Raw genomic sequence first — 22587 nt, 5'->3', positions numbered from 1 at the left:
AGACCAACACCAGGCTCAAGGAACGCTTCGCCAGCAAGCCGGCGCCTACCACTATTTGGACTTTTTCAGGTCCAGGCGTCGCAGGTGGCAGGTCACCTCTTCACGATCGTGATACAGCTGCTTGCAGCCAACAGCGACACGAATCCCCCTAGCCTTGAAGCCCTCCTCGATCCGCTCCAGCAAGCGCTTCACTTCGGCATAGCGCTGCTTCATCGGCAACTTCAGGTTGACCACCGCTTCACGGCAATGGCCCTCGCCGATCCAGGTTTCCAGTAACGCCGCATTGCGCGCCGGCTTCTCGACGATGTCGCAGACCATCCAGTCCACTGGCTGCCGTGGCTTGTAGGTAAAGCCGTCCGCCATCAGGTGCTGCACCAGGCCGGTGTCCATCAGGCTCTCGGCCATCGGCCCATTGTCGATGGCGGTCACCAGCATCCCACGGTTGACCAGTTGCCAGGTCCAGCCACCCGGCGCAGCGCCCAGGTCAACCCCGGTCATGTCGCTATGCAGGCGCTCGTCCCACTGATCCCGGGGGATGAAGTGGTGCCAGGCCTCTTCCAGTTTCAGGGTCGAGCGGCTTGGCGCTTCTCGGGGGAACTTCAGCCGTGGAATACCCATCGGCCACATCGCCGAGTTACCGGCATCAGCCAGTCCGACGAAGACCTCCCGCCCACTCTTGAAGGTCAGCAGCAAGCGCGGCTTGGCAGCGTCCTCCACCAGCTTGCCGGCAGCGGTCAGGGCCTTGCGCAGCGGTCCCTCGAACTTCTTGCAGAAGTTCGACAGTTCCTTGCCATCGTTGGTATCCACCACCTCCAGCCACAGGCTGCCGCACTGGGGGAAACTCGCCAGGTAGGCCAGGATCACGCTGATGCGATCGGTTTCCGGCAGGTCGATGAAACCGCCTCGCGCCCACTGCCGGGGAAAGATCAGGTCGGCAAAACGCAGCCCTTGCATCAGGCGTTGGGCGCCGTCGTCCTCGGTGCAGATGAACTCGGCGCAGGCGGTGCTGGGCTTGGCCTTGGCGTAGCCGGCGACATTCAGTCGGGCCGCGTGGTCGGCGATCTCGGAGCAGACTTCGCCCTCGAAACCGGGCCGGCAATGGGTAAACAGGGTGTTCATGGAATCTCCTGGGCAACTGGCGATGAATCGATGCGCAAACTTGCCCTGTAGCAAAGCCTGTCACGAAAACCGGCGCATGATAACCGAGTTCGGAACCTTGGACTGAGCCCAGGAGTCCAGTGATTAGCTATAAGCCCCAAACAGAGCTAGGTTAACTCTCTGTCCGTATCACAGGCCCGTAGCCGTGCGGGCCAAAAGGAGTCATTCAATGCCATCCCTTGATAGCCTGAAAACCCTTAAAACCCTAAAAGTCGACGACAAGACTTATCACTACTTCAGCCTGCCGGATGCCGCCAAGAGCCTGGGAGATATCGACGCCCTGCCCATGTCGCTGAAGGTCCTGCTGGAAAACCTGCTGCGCTGGGAAGACGGCAAGACTGTCACCGGCGCCGACCTCAAGGCCCTCGCGGCCTGGCTCAAGGAGCGCCGCTCCGATCGCGAAATCCAGTACCGCCCGGCAAGAGTCCTGATGCAGGATTTTACCGGCGTGCCCGCCGTGGTCGACCTGGCGGCCATGCGCGCAGCCATGGCCAAGGCCGGTGGTGACCCGCAGCGGATCAACCCACTGTCGCCGGTGGACCTGGTGATCGACCACTCGGTGATGGTGGACAAGTTCGCCAGCAGCAGCGCCTTCGAACAAAACGTCGACATCGAGATGCAGCGCAACGGCGAACGCTACGCCTTCCTGCGCTGGGGCCAGAGTGCCTTCGATAACTTTAGCGTGGTACCGCCGGGCACCGGCATCTGCCATCAGGTCAACCTGGAATACCTGGGGCGCACCGTCTGGACCAAGGAGGAGGATGGCCGCACCTATGCCTTCCCCGACACCCTGGTGGGCACCGACTCCCACACCACCATGATCAACGGCCTTGGCGTTCTGGGCTGGGGCGTGGGCGGGATCGAGGCCGAGGCGGCGATGCTTGGCCAACCGGTGTCGATGCTGATTCCGGAAGTCATCGGCTTCAAGCTCACCGGCAAGCTGAGAGAAGGCATCACCGCCACCGACCTGGTGCTGACGGTGACCCAGATGCTGCGCAAGAAAGGCGTGGTGGGCAAGTTCGTCGAGTTCTATGGCGACGGCCTGGCCGACCTGCCACTGGCGGACCGCGCCACCATCGCCAACATGGCCCCGGAGTACGGCGCCACCTGCGGCTTCTTCCCGGTGGATGACATCACCCTCGACTACCTGCGCCTGTCCGGACGCCCGAGCGAGTTGGTGAAACTGGTGGAGGCCTACAGCAAGACCCAGGGCCTGTGGCGCAAGCCTGGCAAGGAGCCGTTGTTCACCGACAGCCTGGCACTGGACATGAGCACCGTGGAGGCCAGCCTCGCCGGCCCCAAACGGCCACAGGATCGAGTTGCACTGCCCAATGTGGCCCAGGCTTTCACTGACTTTATCGACCTGCAGTTCAAGCCCACCAGCAAGGAAGAAGGCCGCCTGGAAAGCGAGGGCGGTGGCGGTGTCGCCGTGGGCAATGCGGACCTGGTAGGCGAAACCGACTACCAGTACGACAACCAGACCTACCGCCTGAAAAACGGCGCGGTGGTGATTGCCGCCATCACCTCTTGCACCAACACCTCCAACCCCAGCGTGATGATGGCAGCCGGACTGGTAGCAAAAAAAGCGGTGGAAAAAGGCCTGCAACGCAAACCCTGGGTCAAGAGTTCACTGGCGCCCGGCTCCAAGGTAGTGACCGACTACTACAAGGCGGCAGGCCTGACACCCTATCTGGACCAGCTGGGTTTCGACCTGGTGGGCTACGGCTGCACCACCTGCATCGGCAACTCCGGCCCGTTGCTGGAGCCGATCGAGAAAGCCATCCAGCAAGCCGACCTGACGGTAGCGTCGGTCCTGTCCGGCAACCGCAACTTCGAAGGCCGGGTGCATCCACTGGTGAAAACCAACTGGCTGGCCTCACCGCCCCTGGTGGTGGCCTATGCCCTGGCCGGCACGGTGCGTATCGACATCAGCAGCGAACCCCTCGGTGAAGGCAAGGATGGCAAGCCGGTGTACCTGCGAGACATCTGGCCCAGCAGCAAGGAAATCGCTGACGCCGTGGCCCAGGTCAACACCCGGATGTTCCACAAGGAATACGCCGAGGTATTTGCCGGTGACGCCCAGTGGCAAGCCATCGAAGTACCGCAAGCCGCCACTTATGTCTGGCAGGACGATTCCACCTACATCCAGCATCCACCGTTCTTCGACGACATCGCCGGCCCCCTGCCGCAAATCAAGGATGTCAGCGGTGCACGGATATTGGCACTGCTAGGGGACTCGGTGACCACCGACCACATTTCCCCCGCCGGCAACATCAAGACCGACAGTCCCGCCGGACGGTATCTGCGTGACAAAGGCGTGGAACCACGGGATTTCAACTCCTATGGCTCACGGCGTGGCAACCACGAAGTAATGATGCGCGGCACTTTCGCCAACATCCGCATTCGCAACGAAATGCTCGGCGGCGAGGAAGGCGGCAACACCCTGTACATTCCCACCGGCGAGAAACTGGCGATCTATGACGCCGCCATGCGGTACCAGGCAGCAGGCACACCATTGGTGGTGATCGCCGGCCAGGAATACGGCACCGGGTCCAGCCGCGACTGGGCCGCCAAAGGCACCAACCTGCTAGGGGTCAAGGCAGTAATCGCCGAGAGCTTCGAGCGCATCCACCGCTCCAACCTGGTGGGCATGGGCGTCCTGCCCTTGCAGTTCAAACTCGACCAGAACCGCAAGAGCCTGAAGCTCACCGGCAGGGAAACCCTGGACATCCTCGGCCTCAGCGACGCGCAATTGACGCCGCGGATGAACCTGACCCTGGTGATCACCCGGGAGGACGGCAGCCAGGAGCGGATCGAAGTGCTGTGCCGCATCGACACCTTGAACGAAGTCGAATACTTCAAGTCCGGAGGGATACTGCATTACGTATTGCGGCAACTGATCGCGTCCTGATCCCGCGCAAAACCAGACACCGCCTTCGGGCGGTGTTTTTGTTGGGCTGTCGTGTGCAACTCAGCTGGTTATACTTGCCGCCGCTCAGAACCTGACTCATCGGTCGCAATAACGACTACAGATTCGGCGCTGAACAACGTTTCAGTAATACCTCTCTTTTTTCCGCAACAAGGATTCCACATGACTGCTCTGCCATGGATGTATCTGGCACTCCTCTCCATTGGCTACGCACTGGCCCTGAGCTACGGGCAACTGGGCCTACTGGCCGCCCTCTCGATCTTCCTGCTGCTGTGTGCCGGGTTCGCCGTGCGCCAGCAACGCAGCCGTATCGGCCAGTACCTGGGCCACGGCCTGTTTGTGGTTGTTGCCCTGGCGCTGGCCATGCACTGGCTGCCCGGCTTCTACAATGGCCGGGGCATTGACCCGCAACGCTTCACGGATGACGCAGTGCCCTTCTCCATGTACCTCAACCAGGACAAGCCGCTGATTGGCTTCTGGCTGCTGCTGGTCTGCCCGTGGATCGTCGGACGCCGCTCGCTGCGTCTGTCGGTATACGCAACGGTCCTGGCCCTGACCCTGTGCGCTGTCGCGGCATTGGGTGGTGCACTGCTGCTGGGGATCATCAGTTGGGCGCCGAAGTGGCCGGATCAGGCCTGGCTATGGGTACTGAACAACCTGCTGCTGGTGACCCTGGTGGAAGAGGCCCTGTTCCGTGGCTATATCCAGGGCGGCCTGAGTCGACGCTTCAAGGCCCTGCCCTACGGCGAGAATCTGGCCCTGCTGTGTGCAGCCCTGTTGTTTGGCCTGGTGCACCTGGGGGCCGGTTGGCAATGGACGCTGCTGGCGGCCATCGCCGGAGTCGGCTACGGTCTGGCCTATCGATTTGGCGGCCTGGGCGCTGCGGTGGCCACTCACTTCGGCCTCAACCTTTTGCACTTTGGCCTGTTCACCTACCCGATGCTCGCCGGATAGGCCCCCGGAAATTTGCCCAAACCAGTACTTCAGAACTATTGACTGCCAAGGAAGAAAGTCAATGATTAGCCTCTCGCCAACGCCGGCAAAATCCTGGCGCCGCATTTTGCAAGCGGCCCCTTCCGCTAATGGGATCCAGTGCCGATTATTGAAAAATAATTTCAATAATCGGCTGAAGCGGCCGACAAACCCTCAAAGCCTTGCGGATTGAAAAAGTCATGCGTAATAACCAGCCTGTCACTCAGCGCGAACGTACCTTCCCGGCTCAACAGCGGTTGATTTCCACCACCGACGCCAAAGGCGTGATCACCTACTGCAACGACGCCTTTGTCGAAATCAGTGGGTTTTCCCGTGAAGAACTGGTTCGCGCACCGCACAACCTGGTCCGCCATCCTGATGTGCCAGCGGCCGTGTTCGCGCACATGTGGGGCACGTTGAAACAAGGCTTGCCATGGATGGGCATCGTCAAGAACCGCTGCAAGACCGGTGACCATTACTGGGTCAATGCCTACGTGACACCCGTGTTCGAAGGCAGCCAGGTGGTGGGTTACGAATCGGTTCGGGTCAAACCCACGGCCGAACAGGTGCGTCGCGCAGAAGCCCTCTACCAGCGCATCAACCAGGGCAAGTCGGCCATTCCGAAACGCGACAAGTGGCTGCCGGTGCTGCAGGACTGGCTGCCATTCATTCTGGTCAGCCAACTGAGCTTCATGATCGGTGCCTGGCTCAACTCCCATTGGGGCTTCGCCCTGGCTGCAGCGCTCTCGGTACCGCTGGGCCTGATGGGGCTGAGCTGGCAACAGCGGGGCCTGAAACGCCTGCTGCGCCTGGCCGAACAGACCACCTCCGATCCGCTGATCGCACAAATGTACACCGACAGCCGTGGTGCCCAGGCACGCCTGGAAATGTCGATCCTGAGCCAGGAAGCCCGTCTGAAAACCTGCCTGACCCGCTTGCAGGACACCGCCGAGCACCTCAACGAACAGGCTCGACAGTCCGACGTCCTGGCCCACAACAGCTCCAGCGGCCTGGAGCGTCAGCGGGTCGAGACTGAACAAGTGGCCACTGCGGTCAACCAGATGGCCGCCACCACCCAGGAAGTGGCCAGCCACGTACAACGCACCGCCGATGCCACCCAGGAAGCCAATCGCCTGACCGGTCGTGGCCGGGACATTGCCGGGGAAACCCGCGAAGCCATCCAGCGTCTGTCGGTGGTGGTCGGTGAAACCGGCGTGACCGTGACCCAACTGGCCAAGGACAGCGACGAAATCGGTGGCGTGGTGGATGTGATCAAAGGCATCGCCGACCAGACCAACCTGCTGGCCCTGAACGCTGCCATCGAAGCGGCCCGTGCCGGGGAAATGGGCCGCGGCTTTGCCGTGGTAGCCGATGAAGTTCGCCAACTGGCACAGCGCACCAGTGAATCCACCGGACAGATCCACACCCTGATCGCCAAGCTGCAGCAGACCGCTGCCAGCGCCGTGCAGACCATGGACGCCGGCCATCGCCAAGCGGAGGAAGGTGTAGCTCGGGTGCTGGAAGCCGACCAGGCACTGGTAGGCATCAGCGAAGCGGTGGCCAACATCACCGACATGACCACCCAGATCGCCGCCGCGACCGAAGAGCAAAGCTCGGTGGCCGAAGAGATCAGCCGCAACATCAGCACCATCGCGCAACTGGCGGACCAGACTTCGGAGCAGGCCCAGCACTCGGCCGAACTCAGCGAAGCCCTGACCCGCACCGCGCACACCCAGTACTCGCTGGTGGAGCGTTTCAATCGCTGAGCCATTGGCCCGGCGACAAAAAACCGCAAGCAGTTGCTTGCGGTTTTTTTATGCCTGGGCCTGAACCCCAGCCATCACTGCAGGAGCGAGCTTGCCGGGCAAGAATCTCGACGCCCGCCCCTGCACTTCAAGCCTGAGCACAGCGATATCGAGCCAGCTCGCGCCTCCAGCGTCTTAGCGCAATGCTTGCAGGAACCCGACAACCTTGCCCACAGCGGAGTCAAGATGCTGCTCGTGGGTGAACCCGGAGGCCTTCAGCGGCTTGAGGTCGTGATCAGCAGCCGTCAGCCAATACAGCTCGATACTCGGTGCCAGTGAATAGGCCTCGACCGCCTGGCGATTACCCAAGGCGTCACGCTCACCCTGCACGATCAGCGTCGGGGTAGCCAGTTCTGCCAAGTGCACCACCCGCGGCTTCTCCGGCTTGCCCGCGGCATAGAAGGGATAACCCAGACACACCAGCGCATCGGCCTGCAGCTCATCCGCCAGCAGACTGGCCATGCGCCCGCCCATGGACTTGCCCCCCACCGCCAACACCCCAGTGACATAAGGTCGCACCCTGGCATACACCTCGCGCCAGCATTCCAGCAGCCTGGGCGTCGGATTGGGGGGGCGCTTGCCACCCTCCAGACGCCGCTGCGCCATGTACGGAAACTCGAAGCGCAAAACGTTCACGCCCTGCCCGGCAAGGCGTACAGCCATGTCACTCATAAACCCACTGTCCATTGGCGCGCCAGCACCGTGAGCCAGGATCAAGGTCGGTGCCTGCAGTGGATCGGCAACCCGGGCGACCTCCCACAACCAGCCCTGTTCCTGCACGCACTGCGCCCATTGATCCCCGTCAATACTGGCCTTGTGCTCATTGCTCATGCTTGCCTCGCTTTTAGTCTGCCTATAACTCCAGACGAAGTGAGCGCGCCTTGCCGTGCGCAGTCGCTTTCACTTCAGCTGAACCGTGGATGGGGAACCATGAACACTTCTATTAGTACCGCCTACAACTACAAGGTGGTCCGCCAATTCGCCATTATGACGGTGGTGTGGGGCATCGTCGGCATGGGGCTCGGGGTTTTTCTCGCTGCCCAGTTGGTCTGGCCCGAACTCAACTTCGATTTACCGTGGACCAGCTTCGGCCGTCTGCGTCCGTTGCATACCAACGCAGTGATCTTCGCCTTTGGCGGTTGCGCACTGTTTGCCAGCTCGTTCTACTCGGTGCAACGCACCTGTCAGACCCAATTGTTCGCGCCGAAAATCGCCGCGTTCTGCTTCTGGGGCTGGCAGTTGGTGATTGTGCTGGCCGCGATCAGTTTGCCGTTGGGCTACACCACTTCCAAGGAATACGCCGAGCTGGAATGGCCAATCGCGATTCTTATCGCCATTGTCTGGGTGGCCTACGGCATCGTGTTCTTCGGCACGCTGATGAAGCGCAAGACCAAGCACATCTACGTCGGTAACTGGTTCTTTGGTGCGTTCATCATCACCGTGGCCATCCTGCACATCGTCAACCACGCGTCCCTGCCGGTGAGCCTGGTCAAGTCCTACTCGGCGTACGCTGGTGCGACAGATGCCATGGTGCAGTGGTGGTATGGCCATAACGCGGTAGGTTTTTTCCTCACCGCAGGCTTCCTCGGGATGATGTACTACTTCGTGCCGAAACAGGCCGAGCGTCCGGTGTACTCCTATCGCTTGTCCATCGTGCACTTCTGGGCGCTGATCACCCTGTACATCTGGGCCGGCCCGCACCACCTGCACTACACCGCGCTGCCGGACTGGGCTCAGTCCCTGGGCATGGTGATGTCGCTGGTACTGCTGGCTCCGAGCTGGGGCGGCATGATCAACGGCATGATGACCCTCTCGGGCGCCTGGCATAAGCTGCGCAGCGATCCGATCCTGCGCTTCCTGGTGGTGTCCCTGGCGTTCTACGGCATGTCGACCTTCGAAGGTCCGATGATGGCGATCAAGACTGTCAACGCCCTGTCTCACTACACCGACTGGACCATCGGCCACGTACACGCCGGCGCTCTGGGCTGGGTAGCGATGATCTCTATCGGTGCGCTGTATCACCTGATTCCAAAAGTCTTCGGCCGCGAGCAGATGTACAGCGTCGGCTTGATCAACACGCACTTCTGGCTCGCCACCATCGGCACCGTGCTCTACATCGCTTCGATGTGGGTCAACGGCATCGCCCAGGGCCTGATGTGGCGCGCAATCAACGATGACGGCACCCTCACCTACTCCTTCGTCGAAACCCTGGTGGCCAGCCACCCAGGCTTCATCGTGCGACTGGTCGGTGGTGCGATCTTCCTCAGCGGCATGTTCCTGATGGCTTACAACACCTGGCGCACCGTGCGTGCCGCGGTGCCAGCCGAAGTCACCGCCGCTGCGCAGATGGCCTGAGGAGTCCGCCATGAAACACGAAACGATTGAAAAAAACGTCGGCCTGCTGATGCTGCTGATGGTCTTCGCGGTGAGCATCGGCGGTCTGACTCAGATCGTCCCGCTGTTCTTCCAAGACGTCACCAACAAGCCGGTGGAAGGCATGAAGCCCTACACCGCCCTGCAGCTGGAAGGTCGCGACATCTACATCCGCGAAGGCTGCGTACAGTGCCACTCGCAGATGATCCGTCCGTTCCGCGCGGAAACCGAACGCTATGGCCACTACTCGGTAGCCGGTGAAAGCGTCTGGGATCACCCGTTCCTGTGGGGTTCCAAGCGTACCGGTCCGGATCTGGCCCGAGTCGGCGCCCGCTACTCCGATGACTGGCATCGTGCGCACTTGTACAACCCGCGCAACGTCGTGCCTGAATCGAAAATGCCGGCCTACCCATGGCTGGTGACCGCACCGGTGGACAGCAGCCATACCGAAACCAAGCTCAAGGTCATGCGCACTCTTGGTGTGCCTTACACCGACGACGACATTGCCGGTGCTACCGCCTCACTCAAGGGCAAGACCGAGATGGACGCCCTGGTGGCCTACCTGCAAGTGCTCGGCACTTCGATCAAGAGCAAGAGGTGAACCATGGGTTTTGAACTCGATAGCGGCATGATCCGCGGCCTCGGGACCCTGGTGGTGATGATCGCCTTCATCGGCTTGTCGATCTGGGTGTTCAACTCAAAACGCAATCCCGAGTTTGCTCAGGCACGCCTGCTGCCCTTCGCCGATGACCCGCAAGCGGGCTCGGCACCGGCCGGCAACACAACAGATGACGCTCAACCTCAAGAGCCTGCAACAAGGAGCATTCGGCCATGACCACCTTCTGGAGTACGTGGATCTGCGTACTGACCATTGGCAGCCTGATCGGCCTGACCTGGCTATTGGTCGGCACCCGCAAGGGTGAAACCAAGGGCAGTGTCGACCAGACCATGGGCCACGCCTTCGATGGTATCGAGGAGTACGACAACCCCCTGCCGCAATGGTGGTTCCTGCTGTTCGCCGGGACCCTGGTGTTCTCGGTGGGTTACCTGATCCTTTATCCGGGCCTGGGTAACTGGAAAGGCATCCTGCCGGGCTATGAAGACGGCTGGACCCAGAACAAGGAATGGGAAAAGGAAATGGCCAAGGCCGACGTCAAATTTGGGCCGATCTTCGCCAAATTTGCAGCCATGCCCGTGGAAGAAGTGGCCAAGGACCCACAAGCGCTGAAGATGGGTGGACGCCTGTTCGCCTCCAACTGTTCGGTCTGCCACGGTTCCGACGCCAAGGGTGCCTATGGCTTCCCTAACCTGGCCGATAACATCTGGCGCTGGGGTGGCAGTGCCGAAACCATCAAGGCCAGCATCATGGGTGGTCGTCACGCAGCCATGCCAGCCTGGGGCGAAGTGCTCAAGGAAGACGGGGTGAAAAACGTAGCCGCTTATGTACGTCACGAACTGGCCGGCCTGCCCCTGCCTGCGGACAGCGATGCTGACCTGCAAGCAGGACAGCAAGCCTTCAGCACCACCTGTGTCGCCTGCCACGGCGCCAACGGCAAGGGCACCGAGATCATGGGGGCACCTGACCTGACCCAACCGGCCGGCTTCATCTACGGCACCAGCCTGGCCCAACTGCAACAGACTATTCGCCATGGTCGCCAGGGCCAGATGCCAGCGCAGAGCGAATTGCTCGGCAACGACAAAGTGCAACTGCTGGCCGCCTACGTGTACAGCCTGTCGCACAACAACAGCGATAAGCCGCAAGCAGCAAGCGAGAAGTAAAAAGAGTAACGGCAAGCTGTGAGTTTGAAACTTGCAGCTTGCCGCTTTGAAGCATCCCCCTCCGCTCCTTTGCGACCAAGTGTCGCACCCTCTCTGCTCCTTCGTTTGCACTGATCTGAATCAGGTCTAAGCTTGCCCGGAAGTGGGCTGGCAACAGTCAGTCACAGGCCAACGGTATCCGTAACGCTCGAAGCTTCTGCTCGATGACAGGCCGCAAGAGCTGGTTTCTACCGGCTGTCGACTCGCTTACCGCCTGTCAGCTGATCCATCAGCTTCCACACGCCCGGTTACAACTAACCTGAAACCCTGACTTTCTTGTCCACTGCGACAGTTTGTCCGAGGGCATTTTTTTGTCCCTACTCGGCATAGGGAAAGGCCGCAGAATCAGGCATGGAACGCATTGACCCAGGTCATAGCGCGTTGCAATGACCCCCTGCTTTCTCCATACTTGCGGCCGATTTTCATCCCTAATAAAACACCCAAACCGTGGAACCTTAGAATGAGCACAGCAATCAGTCCGACTGCTTATAACTATAAGGTAGTCCGCCAGTTCGCCATCATGACGGTGGTCTGGGGGATCCTTGGCATGGGGCTCGGTGTCTTCATCGCCTCACAATTGGTCTGGCCGGAGTTGAACTTCGGTCTGCCGTGGACGACGTTTGGACGCTTGCGCCCGCTGCACACTAACCTGGTGATCTTCGCCTTCGGTGGATGTGCATTGTTTGCCACTTCTTACTATGTCGTGCAGCGAACCTGCCAGACGCGACTGATTTCCGACAGCCTTGCGGCCTTCACCTTCTGGGGTTGGCAAGCAGTGATCGTCGGCGCAATCGTGACCCTGCCCCTGGGTTACACCACTACCAAGGAATACGCCGAACTGGAATGGCCACTAGCCATCCTCCTGGCGATCGTCTGGGTCGTCTACGGCCTGGTGTTCTTTGGCACCATCACCAAGCGCAAGACCAAGCACATCTACGTGGGCAACTGGTTCTACGGTGCCTTCATCGTGGTTACCGCGATGCTGCACATCGTCAACCACGCCTCCCTGCCGGTCAGCCTCTTCAAGTCCTATTCGGCCTACGCCGGTGCGACTGACGCGATGATCCAGTGGTGGTACGGTCACAACGCTGTGGGCTTCTTCCTGACCACCGGCTTCCTCGGGATGATGTACTACTTCGTACCCAAGCAGGCCGAGCGCCCGATCTACTCCTATCGCCTGTCCATCGTGCACTTTTGGGCGCTGATCACCCTGTACATCTGGGCCGGCCCGCACCACCTGCACTACACCGCGCTGCCGGACTGGGCCCAGTCCCTGGGCATGGCCATGTCGATTATCCTGCTGGCTCCAAGCTGGGGCGGCATGATCAACGGCATGATGACCCTGTCGGGCGCCTGGCATAAGCTGCGCACCGACCCGATCCTGCGCTTCCTGGTGGTATCCCTGGCGTTCTACGGCATGTCGACCTTCGAAGGTCCGATGATGGCGATCAAGACCGTCAACTCGCTCTCGCACTACACCGACTGGACCATCGGCCACGTACACGCCGGCGCTCTGGGCTGGGTAGCGATGATCTCCATCGGCGCGCTGTACCACCTGATCCCGAAAGTCTTCGGTCGTCAGCAAATGCACAGCGTCGGCCTGATCAACACGCACTTCTGGCTCGCCACCATCGGCACCGTGCTCTACATCGCCTCGATGTGGGTCAACGGCATTACCCAGGGCTTGATGTGGCGCGCAATCAACGATGACGGCACCCTCACCTACTCCTTCGTCGAAGCGCTGCAAGCCAGCCATCCAGGCTTCATCGTCCGCGCCGTGGGCGGTGCGTTCTTTGCTGCCGGCATGCTGTTCATGGCCTACAACGTGTTCCGTACCGTTCGCGCCTCGAACCCGGCTGAAGCTGAAGCCGCCGCTCAGATCGCTGTAGTTGGAGCTCACTGATGAAGCACGAAGTAGTCGAGAAGAACATTGGCCTGCTGGCCTTCTTCATGGTCATTGCCGTGAGCATCGGCGGCCTGACCCAGATCGTCCCGCTGTTCTTCCAGGACGTCACCAACAAGCCGGTCGAAGGCATGAAGCCTCGCCCGGCACTGGAACTGGAAGGCCGCGACATCTACATCGCCAACGGTTGCGTACAGTGCCACTCGCAGATGATCCGCCCGTTCCGTGCGGAAACCGAACGCTATGGCCACTACTCGGTCGCGGGTGAAAGCGTTTGGGACCACCCGTTCCTGTGGGGTTCCAAGCGGACCGGACCGGACCTGGCCCGAGTCGGTGGCCGTTACTCCGATGACTGGCAGCGTGCGCATTTGTACAACCCGCGCAACGTGGTCCCCGAGTCGAAAATGCCGGCTTACCCGTTCCTCGTAGAAAACAAGCTCGACGGCAAAGACACCGCGAAGAAAATGGAAGTCTTGCGCACGCTCGGCGTCCCTTACACCGACGAAGACATCGCCGGTGCCAAGGATGCGGTAAAGGGCAAAACCGAAATGGACGCGCTGGTGGCCTATCTGCAAGGCCTGGGCACCATCATCAAAAGCAAACGGTGATCTAGATGGATATCGGGATGATTCGTGGCCTGGGCACCCTTGTTGTGATGGTGGCCTTTATCGGTTTGGCGCTCTGGGTGTTCAGCCCCAAGCGCAAGTCCGAGTTTGAAGACGCGACCTTGTTGCCGTTCGCGGATGATCCCGACGCCATCAAGCACGTCGAGCAAGCTTCTAGGAGTAACAAAGAATGACTACGTTCTGGAGTCTGTACGTTACAGTCCTCAGTCTGGGTACCATCTTCGCCCTGACCTGGCTGCTGCTGTCGACCCGCAAGGGCCAGCGCACCGAGCAGACCGACGAGACGGTCGGCCACTCCTTCGACGGGATCGAGGAGTACGACAACCCACTGCCGAAATGGTGGTTCATGCTGTTCGTCGGCACCATCGTCTTCGCCCTGGGTTACCTGGTGCTGTACCCGGGCCTGGGCAACTGGAAAGGCGTCCTGCCTGGCTACGCCTACCTCGATAACGAGAAGCAGACCCCATTCGCCAACGGCCAGTCCGGCTGGACCGGCGTGCACGAATGGGAAAAAGAAATGGCCAAGTCGGACGCCAAGTTCGGTCCGATCTTCGCCAAGTACGCCGCCATGCCGATCGAAGAAGTGGCCAAGGACCCGCAAGCCCTGAAAATGGGCGGTCGCCTGTTCGCCTCCAACTGCTCGGTCTGCCACGGTTCCGACGCCAAGGGCGCTTATGGCTTCCCCAACCTGACCGACGCCGACTGGCGCTGGGGCGGTGAGCCGGAAACCATCAAGACCACCATCATGGGCGGTCGCCACGCGATCATGCCAGGTTGGCTGGATAGCCTGAAAGAGCAAGGCGTGAGTGACGTAGCCGCTTACGTACTGACCAACCTCGATGGACGCAAGCTGCCGGAAGGCATCAAGGCCGATCCGGTCAACGGCCAGAAGATCTTCGCCACCACTTGTGCGGTCTGCCATGGTCCAGAAGGCAAGGGTACCCCAGCCATGGGCGCGCCCAACCTGACTCACCCGGCAGCGTTCATCTACGGTTCGAGCTTCGCTCAACTGCAGCAGACTATTCGTTACGGCCGTCAGGGCGTGATGCCTGCTCAGGATCATCTGCAAGGCAACGACAAGGTTCACCTGCTGGCGGCTTATGTCTACAGCCTGTCCCACGGTGACAAGCAGGCCGACGCCGAGTAACACCGACGCCTGAAAGCAAAACCCAACGGCCCCGCCAACTCTCATTGGCGGGGCCGTTTTATTTGCGCCACTGCCTTGCGCCCGACTCCATTCACCGAAGCCCGACAATAAACGCGCTACTTACCACAAACACCCTGGCCCATGAGCCAAAGGTGGCATCCCCCGCAAGACAGAGGCACGGTCCTTTAGCAGACGTCTGCTCAACCTGCTGAAAATTTGAACGGTGGGAAGCGCAAAACGGTCCATAATTCACAAGTCAATTGATTCAAGTCATTACACCATCAGTTGATTTCCCCCAACGCGACCAAAGGTCGCACCCTTGCGCTAGAGCTACAGGCGTATCATTGCGCCACCGCAATACCCCTTTTGACCCCGGTCGGCACGTACTGACCGAGGCATTTTTCCACTGCCGTGGGATGCAATGATGAGCAACCAGATTCCCGTACAAAACGTTACCCCGCCTGCAAAAAACACGACTAACAGCGTCGACCTCTACGCCTCCAGGGAAAAAATCTACACCCGCGCCTTTACCGGCTTGTTCCGCAACCTGCGCATGGTTGGCGGCGCCGGATTGTTCCTCCTGTACTTCGGTACCGTCTGGCTCAACTGGGGCGGCCACCAGGCGGTCTGGTGGAACCTGCCGGAACGTAAATTCTTTATTTTTGGCGCCACCTTCTGGCCCCAGGACTTCATCCTGCTCTCCGGCCTGCTGATCATTGCCGCCTTCGGCCTGTTCTTCATCACCGTCTACGCCGGACGTGTCTGGTGCGGCTACACCTGCCCGCAGAGTGTCTGGACGTGGATTTACATGTGGTGCGAAAAGGTCACCGAAGGCGACCGCAACCAGCGTATCAAGCTGGACAAGGCGCCCATGAGCGCCAACAAATTCCTGCGCAAGCTCAGCAAGCACAGCCTCTGGCTGCTGATCGGCTTCCTCACCGGCATGACCTTCGTCGGCTACTTCTCACCGATCCGCGAACTGGTCATCGACTTCTTCACCGGACAGGCTGATGGCTGGTCGTATTTCTGGGTCGGTTTCTTCACCCTGGCGACCTACGGCAACGCCGGCTGGCTGCGGGAGCAGGTGTGCATCTACATGTGTCCTTATGCACGCTTCCAGAGCGTGATGTTCGACAAGGACACTCTGATCGTTTCCTACGACCCGCGCCGCGGTGAAACCCGTGGCCCGCGCAAGAAAGGCGCCGATTACAAGGCCATGGGCCTGGGCGACTGCATCGACTGCACCATGTGTGTTCAGGTCTGCCCCACCGGCATCGACATCCGCGACGGCCTGCAGATCGAATGTATTGGCTGCGCCGCCTGCATCGACGCCTGCGACAACATCATGGACAAGATGGAGTACCCTCGCGGGCTCATCAGCTACACCACCGAACACAACCTCTCCGGGCAGAAAACCCATAAACTGCGTCCGCGCCTGATCGGTTACGCCCTGGTGCTGCTGGCGATGATCAGCCTGCTGGTCACCGCGTTCGTCATGCGTCCACTGGTGGGCTTCGACGTCAGCAAGGACCGCGTGCTGTACCGCGAGAATGCCGAAGGCCGGATCGAAAACGTCTACAGCCTGAAGATCATGAACAAGGACCAGCACGATCACACCTATCTGCTGGACGCCGCCGGCCTGCCGGACCTGAAACTGCAGGGCAAACGCGAGATCCACGTGGTAGCCGGCGACATCGTCAGCATGCCAGTGGAGCTTTCGGTGGCCCCGGAACAACTGCCGTCGACCACCAACGAGGTGAAGTTCATCCTCAAGGATGCCGACGATGACAGTGTCCACGTTGAAGCCAAGAGCCGGTTCATCGGCCCACAAAATCGTTAACAGAGAAGTGACCATGCCCACAGCCACAGCCACTAGCCCTTGGTACAAGCACCTCTGGCCCTGGATCATCATCGGTATCCTCGCCTGCTCGGTTACCCTGACCCTGTCCATGGTGACCATTGCCGTGAACAACCCGGACAACCTGGTCAACGACAACTACTACGAGGCCGGCAAGGGCATCAACCGCTCCCTGGACCGCGAACTGCTGGCCCAGACCTTGAAGATGCGCGCCAACGTGCACCTTGATGAAGTCACCGGCGAAGTCGATCTGCGCCTGAGCGGCGACAGCCAGCCCAAGACCCTTGAGCTGAACCTGATCTCGCCGACCCAGCCGGAGAAGGATCGCAAGATCAGCCTGACCCGCAGTGAGAGCGAACACGGTCGCTACATCGGCCAATTGACCGACAAGGTCGAAGGCCGCCGCTTTGTCGAACTGCTGGGGATCGAAGGCGACAAGACCTGGCGCATGTTCGAAGAAGAACAGGTCAGCCACGACAAAGACCTGCTGCTGGGTGACGAACCGCTGCAAGGCGCGGAAGATCTGAACTGATCAACACCTGTCATACATCGCCGGCCCGCCGCCCACCCTGTCAGGGTGGAAGTCGACGGGTCGGCGATGAGTTTTTCCCCGACCACAAAGACCGCCGATGACCACGCCACTGCCTTGCTACCACTGCGCCCTGCCGGTTCCCGCCGGCAGCCGGTTCACCGCCGTCGTGCTCGGCGAATCCCGAGAGCTCTGCTGCCCGGGATGCCAGGCGGTGGCCGAGGCCATCGTCGCGGGCGGCCTGGAGCATTACTACAGCCACCGCAGTGAAGCATCGGCCAACCCGCAAGCGCTCCCCGTCCAGTTGCTAGACGAGCTGGCGCTGTATGACCGCGCCGACGTGCAGCAACCCTTCGTTCGCCACGAAGGCGAATTGGCGGAAACCACCCTGCTCATGGAAGGCATCAGTTGCGCCGCCTGCGGCTGGCTGATCGAAAAACACCTGCGCAGCGTGCCGGCGGTGGCCGAGGTCCGGCTGAATCTGTCCAACCATCGCCTGTATGTGCGCTGGGCAGACGCTCAGCTGCCCCTGAGCCAGGTCCTCAGCGAACTGCGGCACATCGGTTACGCCGCCCACCCCTATCAACCGGACCGCGCCTCGGAACAACTGGCCAGCGAGAACCGCCTGGCCTTGCGCCAGCTGGGAGTCGCCGGACTGCTGTGGATCCAGGCCATGATGGCAACCATGGCCACTTGGCCGGAATTCAACATCGACCTGAGCCCGGAGCTGCACACCATCCTGCGCTGGGTCGCGCTGTTCCTTACCACACCTATCGTCTTCTACAGTTGCGCGCCCTTCTTCAAAGGCGCCATGCGTGATTTGCGCACCCGACACCTGACCATGGATGTCTCGGTGTCCCTGGCCATCGGTGGAGCCTATCTGGCGGGCATCTGGACCGCCATCAGCGGGGTCGGCGAGTTGTATTTCGACGCGGTCGGCATGTTCGCCCTGTTCCTCCTCGCCGGACGCTACCTGGAGCGACGCGCCCGAGAGCGTACCGCCGCGGCCACCGCGCAACTGGTCAACCTGTTGCCAGCCTCCTGCCTGCGCCTGAGTGATGACGGCCAGAGCGAACGCATCCTGCTCACCGAGCTGCGCCTGGGCGACCGGGTGCTGGTGCACCCCGGAGCAGTGCTGCCGGCGGACGGCAAGATCCTCGACGGCCAGTCGAGCGTTGACGAATCCCTGCTCACTGGCGAGTACCTGCCACAACCCCGCAGCCAGGGTGATACGGTCACTGCCGGCACCCTGAACGTCGAAGGCGCACTGACCGTGGAAGTCCAGGCCCTGGGCCAGAACACTCGGCTATCAGCCATCGTGCGCCTGCTGGACCGGGCCCAGGCGGAAAAACCGCGACTGGCGGAAGTCGCCGACCGCGCCGCGCAATGGTTCCTGCTGTTTTCGTTGATTGCCGCGGCTGCCATTGGCCTGCTGTGGTGGCAGCTGGACGCATCACGGGCCTTCTGGATCGTCCTGGCGATGCTGGTTGCCACCTGCCCCTGCGCGCTGTCCCTGGCCACCCCCACTGCCCTGACCGCCGCCACCGGCACCCTGCATAAACTCGGCCTGCTGTTGACCCGCGGCCATGTGCTGGAAGGCCTGAATCAGATCGACACGGTGATTTTCGACAAGACCGGCACCCTCACCGAAGGGCGCTTGGCATTGCGCTCCATCCGGCCACTGGGCGGCTTATCCAGCGCTGATTGCCTGAGCCTCGCTGCCGCCCTAGAGAACCGCTCGGAACACCCCATCGCCCGGGCTTTCGGCCGCGCGCCGGTGGCCGCCGAAGAAGTCACCAGCAGCCCAGGGCTGGGGTTGGAGGGTTTGGTCGGTACACAACGCCTGCGCATCGGCCAACCGGCATTCGTCTGTGAACTCAGTGGCTGCGCGGTTCCGCCAATGCCCGACGAACCCGGCCAGTGGCTATTGCTTGGCGACAGCCAGGGCGCCCTTGCCTGGCTGGTGCTCGATGATCGCTTGCGCAGCGACGCCCCAGCCCTGCTAGCGGCCTGTAAGGCCCGCGGCTGGCGCACCCTGCTGCTTTCCGGGGACAGCTCGCCGATGGTTGCCAGCGTCGCCGCCGAGCTGCAGATCGATGAAGCCCACGGCGGCCTGCGCCCGGATGACAAACTGCAGATACTGCAACAACTGCATCAGCAGGGTCGCAAGGTGCTGATGCTGGGTGACGGCGTCAACGACGTACCGGTGCTGGCTGCAGCCGACATCAGCGTCGCCATGGGTTCGGCCACCGACTTGGCTAAGACCAGTGCCGATGCCGTGCTGCTGTCCAACCGCCTGGATGCCCTGGTACAGGCCTTCAGCCTGGCCCGTCGGACCCGTCGGGTAATCATCGAGAACCTGCTCTGGGCCGGGCTGTACAATGGCCTGATGCTGCCGTTCGCCGCCCTCGGCTGGATCACCCCCATATGGGCCGCGATCGGCATGTCCATCAGTTCCCTGACCGTGGTGCTCAACGCCCTGCGCCTGACCCGCATGCCGCGGTCGGCCGACAGCGCCAGTACCCCCGAAACCCGCCCGCTGCCGGCCTGAGCCGCCGGGCCTGGAGTCCAGATGCCAGCTCTTTATGTGATGATCCCGGCCGCCCTGTTGATCGTGGCCATCGCTATCTACATCTTCTTCTGGGCCGTCGACAGCGGTCAGTACGACGACCTCGACGGCCCGGCCCACAGCATCCTGTTTGACGATCAGGACCCAAGCCACACCGCAGCGGTGGACGAAGTCAAACGGCCGCCGGCAAACGACGCCGAACCCGTGAAAAAACCGGAACCGCCCCATGCTTGAGCTAGCTCCCCTGCTGGTTTCAGCGCTGATCCTCGGCCTGCTGGGCGGCGGCCATTGCCTGGGCATGTGCGGCGGCCTGATGGGGGCGCTGACCCTGGCGATTCCCCCGGAGCAACGCAGCCGACGCTTTCGCCTGCTGCTGGCGTACAACCTGGGCCGCATTCTCAGCTACGCCCTGGCCGGCCTACTGCTCGGCCTGGCGGGCTGGGCGGTAGCCAGCAGCCCGGTAGCGCTGTTCATGCGGGTCCTGGCCGGCTTGCTACTGATCGCCATGGGTCTGTACCTGGCTGGCTGGTGGAGCGGCCTGACCCGCATCGAAGGCCTGGGCAAGGGCCTGTGGCGGCATATCCAACCCGTGGCCAACCGCCTTTTGCCAGTCTCCAGCCTGCCCCGCGCGCTGCTGCTGGGTGCGCTCTGGGGCTGGCTGCCTTGCGGCCTGGTGTACAGCACCCTGCTGTGGTCTGCGAGTCAGGGCAATGCCCTGGACAGTGCCCTGCTGATGCTGGCTTTCGGTCTTGGTACCTGGCCAGTGCTGCTGGCTACCGGCCTTGCGGCGGAGCGGGTTACCGCCCTGCTGCGCCGTCGCAGCGTGCGCCTGGCCGGCGGCCTGCTGGTGATGCTCTTCGGCATCTGGACCCTGCCAGGCCCTCACCAGCACTGGCTGATGGGGCACTGATCCCGGGAAAGTACTCGCCTAAAAGGCCTGTACAGCCCGCCGGTGCTACTCCAGCGGCTCCCGAACACCCTTGATACAAGTCAAGATGGCCAAGGCCTGAACCTCCTAGACTCGCGAACACTGCCAGCCTATCCGGGGGAATTCCCGCATGCTCGACGCCATTCGTTGGGACACAGATCTGATCCGCCGTTACGACCTGGCGGGACCACGCTACACCTCATACCCGACCGCCGTGCAATTCAACAGCCAAGTCGGCGCCTTCGACCTGTTGCACGCCCTGCGTGACAGCCGCAAGGCCCAGCGCCCATTGTCGCTGTACGTTCATATCCCGTTCTGCGCCAACATTTGCTACTACTGCGCGTGCAACAAGGTCATCACCAAAGATCGCAGCCGTGCCCTGCCCTACCTGCAGCGCCTGGAACAGGAGATGCAATTGATCGCCTGTCACCTGGCCCCCAACCAAAAGGTCGAGCAACTGCACTTCGGCGGTGGCACCCCGACCTTTCTCAACCACGACGAACTGCGCCAGCTGATGGCCCTGCTGCGCAAGCATTTCAATCTGCTCGACGACGACTCCGGCGACTACGGCATCGAGATCGACCCGCGAGAGGCCGATTGGTCGACCATGGGCCTGCTGAGGGAACTGGGATTCAACCGGGTCAGCATCGGCCTGCAGGACCTCGACCCGGCGGTGCAACGCGCGGTCAACCGCCTGCAGAGCCTGGAAGAAACCCGGGCCGTGATCGAGGCGGCACGCACCCTGCAATTTCGCTCGATCAACATCGACCTGATCTACGGCCTGCCCAAGCAGACTCCAGACAACTTCGCCCGAACCGTGGAAGAAGTCATCAGCCTGCAGCCGGATCGGCTCTCGGTGTTCAACTATGCCCACTTGCCCGAGCGCTTCATGCCGCAACGGCGAATCAACGGCACTGAGCTGCCAGCGCCTGCGGAAAAGCTGCAGATGCTGCAACGTACCATCGAGCAACTGACAGCGGCCGGCTATCGCTATATCGGCATGGACCACTTCGCCCTGCCCGATGACGAATTGGCCATCGCCCAGGAGGAGTCGACCCTGCAACGCAACTTCCAGGGCTATACCACTCACGGTCATTGCGACTTGATTGGTCTGGGGGTGTCCGCCATCAGTCAGATCGGTGATCTCTACTGCCAGAACAGCAGTGACCTGACGCATTATCAAAACGCCTTGGCCGGCGCGCAACTGGCCACTAGTCGTGGACTGGTATGTAATGCCGACGATCGTCTGCGCCGTGAAGTTATTCAACAACTGATCTGCAACTTTAGTCTTAAGTTTGAAGAGATCGAGCAAGCATTCAATATCGACTTTCGCGGCTACTTCAATGAACTTTGGCCGGAACTGGAAGAGATGGCCGACGATGGCCTGATCGAACTCAGCAGCGAAACGATCACCGTGCTGCCCGCCGGGCGTTTGCTGGTGCGCTCGGTGTGCATGGTCTTCGATGCGTACCTGGGCCAGCAGAATCGTCAGCGCTTTTCCCGGGTGATCTAGGACTTCATGGGCAGCGAGGCCGCTTTCATCATCTGCTCAGGACTCAAGCCCGCCCCTTTCATCGCCTTGGCCAGGGAGGCATTGGCGGTCAGTAAACCGCCGTTGAGCGTTGCCAGTGCTGATTGCAGGCTACCGATCCGGACTTTGGCCTCTTCAGGGCTCAAGTGTTTGTCGGCCATGACGGCCTGAAGCTGGACCAGGGTTTCGGCAATCTATTGTTGCAATTTTCTGATCATTTTGAGGAGCTGTTGAATATTCCGGGCAGAGCACTTTCCTCGCTATCGCGGTCGCGCCCTTTGGCTACGGCGGATTTCTTCAGGCCTTGCCCTGACAGCGACACTTTGACGCCCTCCTCGAGCGTAGGTTCTGCAACTAATGAGGACACCCTTAGTTGATTGCCATCAATATTTTTCGAAGGCTCAGGAAGTGACTGCAAGTTATTGCTGCCATTAGCAATAC

Annotated in this window: 20 protein-coding genes; 17 read left to right on the top strand and 3 right to left on the bottom strand. The window is 61.2% G+C overall.

Features of this window, described 5'->3' with window-relative positions:
* Positions 1-51: 51 nt before the first annotated feature.
* Positions 52-1119 carry a 23S rRNA (cytidine(2498)-2'-O)-methyltransferase RlmM gene (gene rlmM, locus GV818_RS15640; protein WP_161776954.1) on the bottom strand — a complete coding sequence of 356 codons (1068 nt, stop codon included), beginning with the start codon at positions 1117-1119 and terminating at the stop codon, positions 52-54.
* Positions 1120-1327: 208 nt separating this feature from the next.
* On the opposite strand from rlmM, the gene acnA reads away from it, so the two are divergent.
* The 3 genes from acnA to GV818_RS15625 all read left to right on the top strand — a co-directional run bounded on the left by acnA (position 1328) and on the right by GV818_RS15625 (position 6825).
* Positions 1328-4069 (top strand): aconitate hydratase AcnA, encoded by a 2742-nt coding sequence (gene acnA, locus GV818_RS15635; RefSeq protein ID WP_161776953.1) that lies wholly within the window; start codon positions 1328-1330, stop codon positions 4067-4069.
* A 180-nt stretch (positions 4070-4249) separates the two neighbouring features.
* Positions 4250-5041: a CPBP family intramembrane glutamic endopeptidase gene (locus GV818_RS15630; RefSeq protein WP_161776952.1), complete on the top strand. Its 792-nt coding sequence runs from the start codon at positions 4250-4252 to the stop codon at positions 5039-5041.
* A 218-nt stretch (positions 5042-5259) separates the two neighbouring features.
* Positions 5260-6825 (top strand): methyl-accepting chemotaxis protein, encoded by a 1566-nt coding sequence (locus tag GV818_RS15625; RefSeq protein WP_161753176.1) that lies wholly within the window; start codon positions 5260-5262, stop codon positions 6823-6825.
* 174 nt (positions 6826-6999) lie between these two features.
* On the opposite strand, the gene GV818_RS15620 is transcribed toward GV818_RS15625, so the two are convergent.
* On the bottom strand, positions 7000-7695 hold the full coding sequence (locus GV818_RS15620; protein ID WP_161776951.1) for an alpha/beta family hydrolase: 696 nt from the start codon (positions 7693-7695) through the stop codon (positions 7000-7002).
* A gap of 99 nt (positions 7696-7794) precedes the next feature.
* Between GV818_RS15620 and ccoN (GV818_RS15615) the strand changes: the two genes are divergently transcribed.
* The 14 genes from ccoN (GV818_RS15615) (at position 7795) to hemN (ending at position 22128) form a co-directional block, all read left to right on the top strand.
* Positions 7795-9219 (top strand): cytochrome-c oxidase, cbb3-type subunit I, encoded by a 1425-nt coding sequence (gene ccoN, locus GV818_RS15615; protein WP_161753181.1) that lies wholly within the window; start codon positions 7795-7797, stop codon positions 9217-9219.
* Between the two features lie 10 nt (positions 9220-9229).
* Positions 9230-9838, top strand: coding sequence for a cytochrome-c oxidase, cbb3-type subunit II (gene ccoO / locus GV818_RS15610; protein WP_161753183.1), 609 nt, complete (start codon positions 9230-9232; stop codon positions 9836-9838).
* A 3-nt stretch (positions 9839-9841) separates the two neighbouring features.
* Entirely contained in the window at positions 9842-10072 is a 231-nt protein-coding gene (locus GV818_RS15605; RefSeq protein ID WP_161753185.1) for a cbb3-type cytochrome oxidase subunit 3, read from the top strand.
* Positions 10069-11016: a cytochrome-c oxidase, cbb3-type subunit III gene (gene ccoP, locus GV818_RS15600; RefSeq protein WP_161776950.1), complete on the top strand. Its 948-nt coding sequence runs from the start codon at positions 10069-10071 to the stop codon at positions 11014-11016. The genes GV818_RS15605 and ccoP (GV818_RS15600) overlap by 4 nt, the downstream gene beginning before the upstream one ends.
* Before the next feature lie 499 nt (positions 11017-11515).
* Positions 11516-12958, top strand: coding sequence for a cytochrome-c oxidase, cbb3-type subunit I (gene ccoN / locus GV818_RS15595; RefSeq protein ID WP_161753189.1), 1443 nt, complete (start codon positions 11516-11518; stop codon positions 12956-12958).
* Positions 12958-13566 carry a cytochrome-c oxidase, cbb3-type subunit II gene (gene ccoO / locus GV818_RS15590; RefSeq protein ID WP_161753191.1) on the top strand — a complete coding sequence of 203 codons (609 nt, stop codon included), beginning with the start codon at positions 12958-12960 and terminating at the stop codon, positions 13564-13566. Before ccoN (GV818_RS15595) ends, ccoO (GV818_RS15590) begins: the two co-directional genes overlap by 1 nt.
* 5 nt (positions 13567-13571) lie before the next feature.
* Complete coding sequence (locus tag GV818_RS15585; protein WP_011060239.1) at positions 13572-13757, top strand: CcoQ/FixQ family Cbb3-type cytochrome c oxidase assembly chaperone; 186 nt, start codon at positions 13572-13574, stop codon at positions 13755-13757.
* The gene (gene ccoP, locus GV818_RS15580) at positions 13754-14731 is read left to right on the top strand and encodes a cytochrome-c oxidase, cbb3-type subunit III (protein WP_161753193.1); all 978 of its coding nucleotides are present in this window, start codon (positions 13754-13756) and stop codon (positions 14729-14731) included. The genes GV818_RS15585 and ccoP (GV818_RS15580) overlap by 4 nt, the downstream gene beginning before the upstream one ends.
* Before the next feature lie 424 nt (positions 14732-15155).
* Positions 15156-16571 (top strand): cytochrome c oxidase accessory protein CcoG, encoded by a 1416-nt coding sequence (gene ccoG, locus GV818_RS15575; RefSeq protein WP_161753195.1) that lies wholly within the window; start codon positions 15156-15158, stop codon positions 16569-16571.
* Positions 16572-16584: 13 nt separating this feature from the next.
* On the top strand, positions 16585-17121 hold the full coding sequence (locus GV818_RS15570) for a FixH family protein (RefSeq protein ID WP_161753197.1): 537 nt from the start codon (positions 16585-16587) through the stop codon (positions 17119-17121).
* A 97-nt stretch (positions 17122-17218) separates the two neighbouring features.
* Complete coding sequence (locus tag GV818_RS15565; protein ID WP_161753199.1) at positions 17219-19669, top strand: heavy metal translocating P-type ATPase; 2451 nt, start codon at positions 17219-17221, stop codon at positions 19667-19669.
* Between the two features lie 21 nt (positions 19670-19690).
* Positions 19691-19921, top strand: a complete 231-nt coding sequence (gene ccoS / locus GV818_RS15560; RefSeq protein WP_161753201.1) for a cbb3-type cytochrome oxidase assembly protein CcoS — start codon at positions 19691-19693, stop codon at positions 19919-19921.
* Positions 19914-20597: a sulfite exporter TauE/SafE family protein gene (locus GV818_RS15555; protein WP_161776949.1), complete on the top strand. Its 684-nt coding sequence runs from the start codon at positions 19914-19916 to the stop codon at positions 20595-20597. Before ccoS ends, GV818_RS15555 begins: the two co-directional genes overlap by 8 nt.
* A 148-nt stretch (positions 20598-20745) precedes the next feature.
* The gene (gene hemN / locus GV818_RS15550) at positions 20746-22128 is read left to right on the top strand and encodes an oxygen-independent coproporphyrinogen III oxidase (protein ID WP_161753205.1); all 1383 of its coding nucleotides are present in this window, start codon (positions 20746-20748) and stop codon (positions 22126-22128) included.
* Here the strand turns inward: hemN and GV818_RS34485 are convergent.
* The gene (locus tag GV818_RS34485; protein WP_256679475.1) at positions 22125-22307 is read right to left on the bottom strand and encodes a hypothetical protein; all 183 of its coding nucleotides are present in this window, start codon (positions 22305-22307) and stop codon (positions 22125-22127) included. The genes hemN and GV818_RS34485 overlap by 4 nt on opposite strands.
* Positions 22308-22587 lie beyond the last annotated feature (280 nt).

It is taken from the genome of Pseudomonas sp. Fl4BN1 (genome assembly GCF_009908285.1).
Lineage (GTDB): Bacteria > Pseudomonadota > Gammaproteobacteria > Pseudomonadales > Pseudomonadaceae > Aquipseudomonas.
Note: the sequence above shows the minus strand (reverse complement) of the source record. Positions and strands in the feature narration are given on the sequence as shown.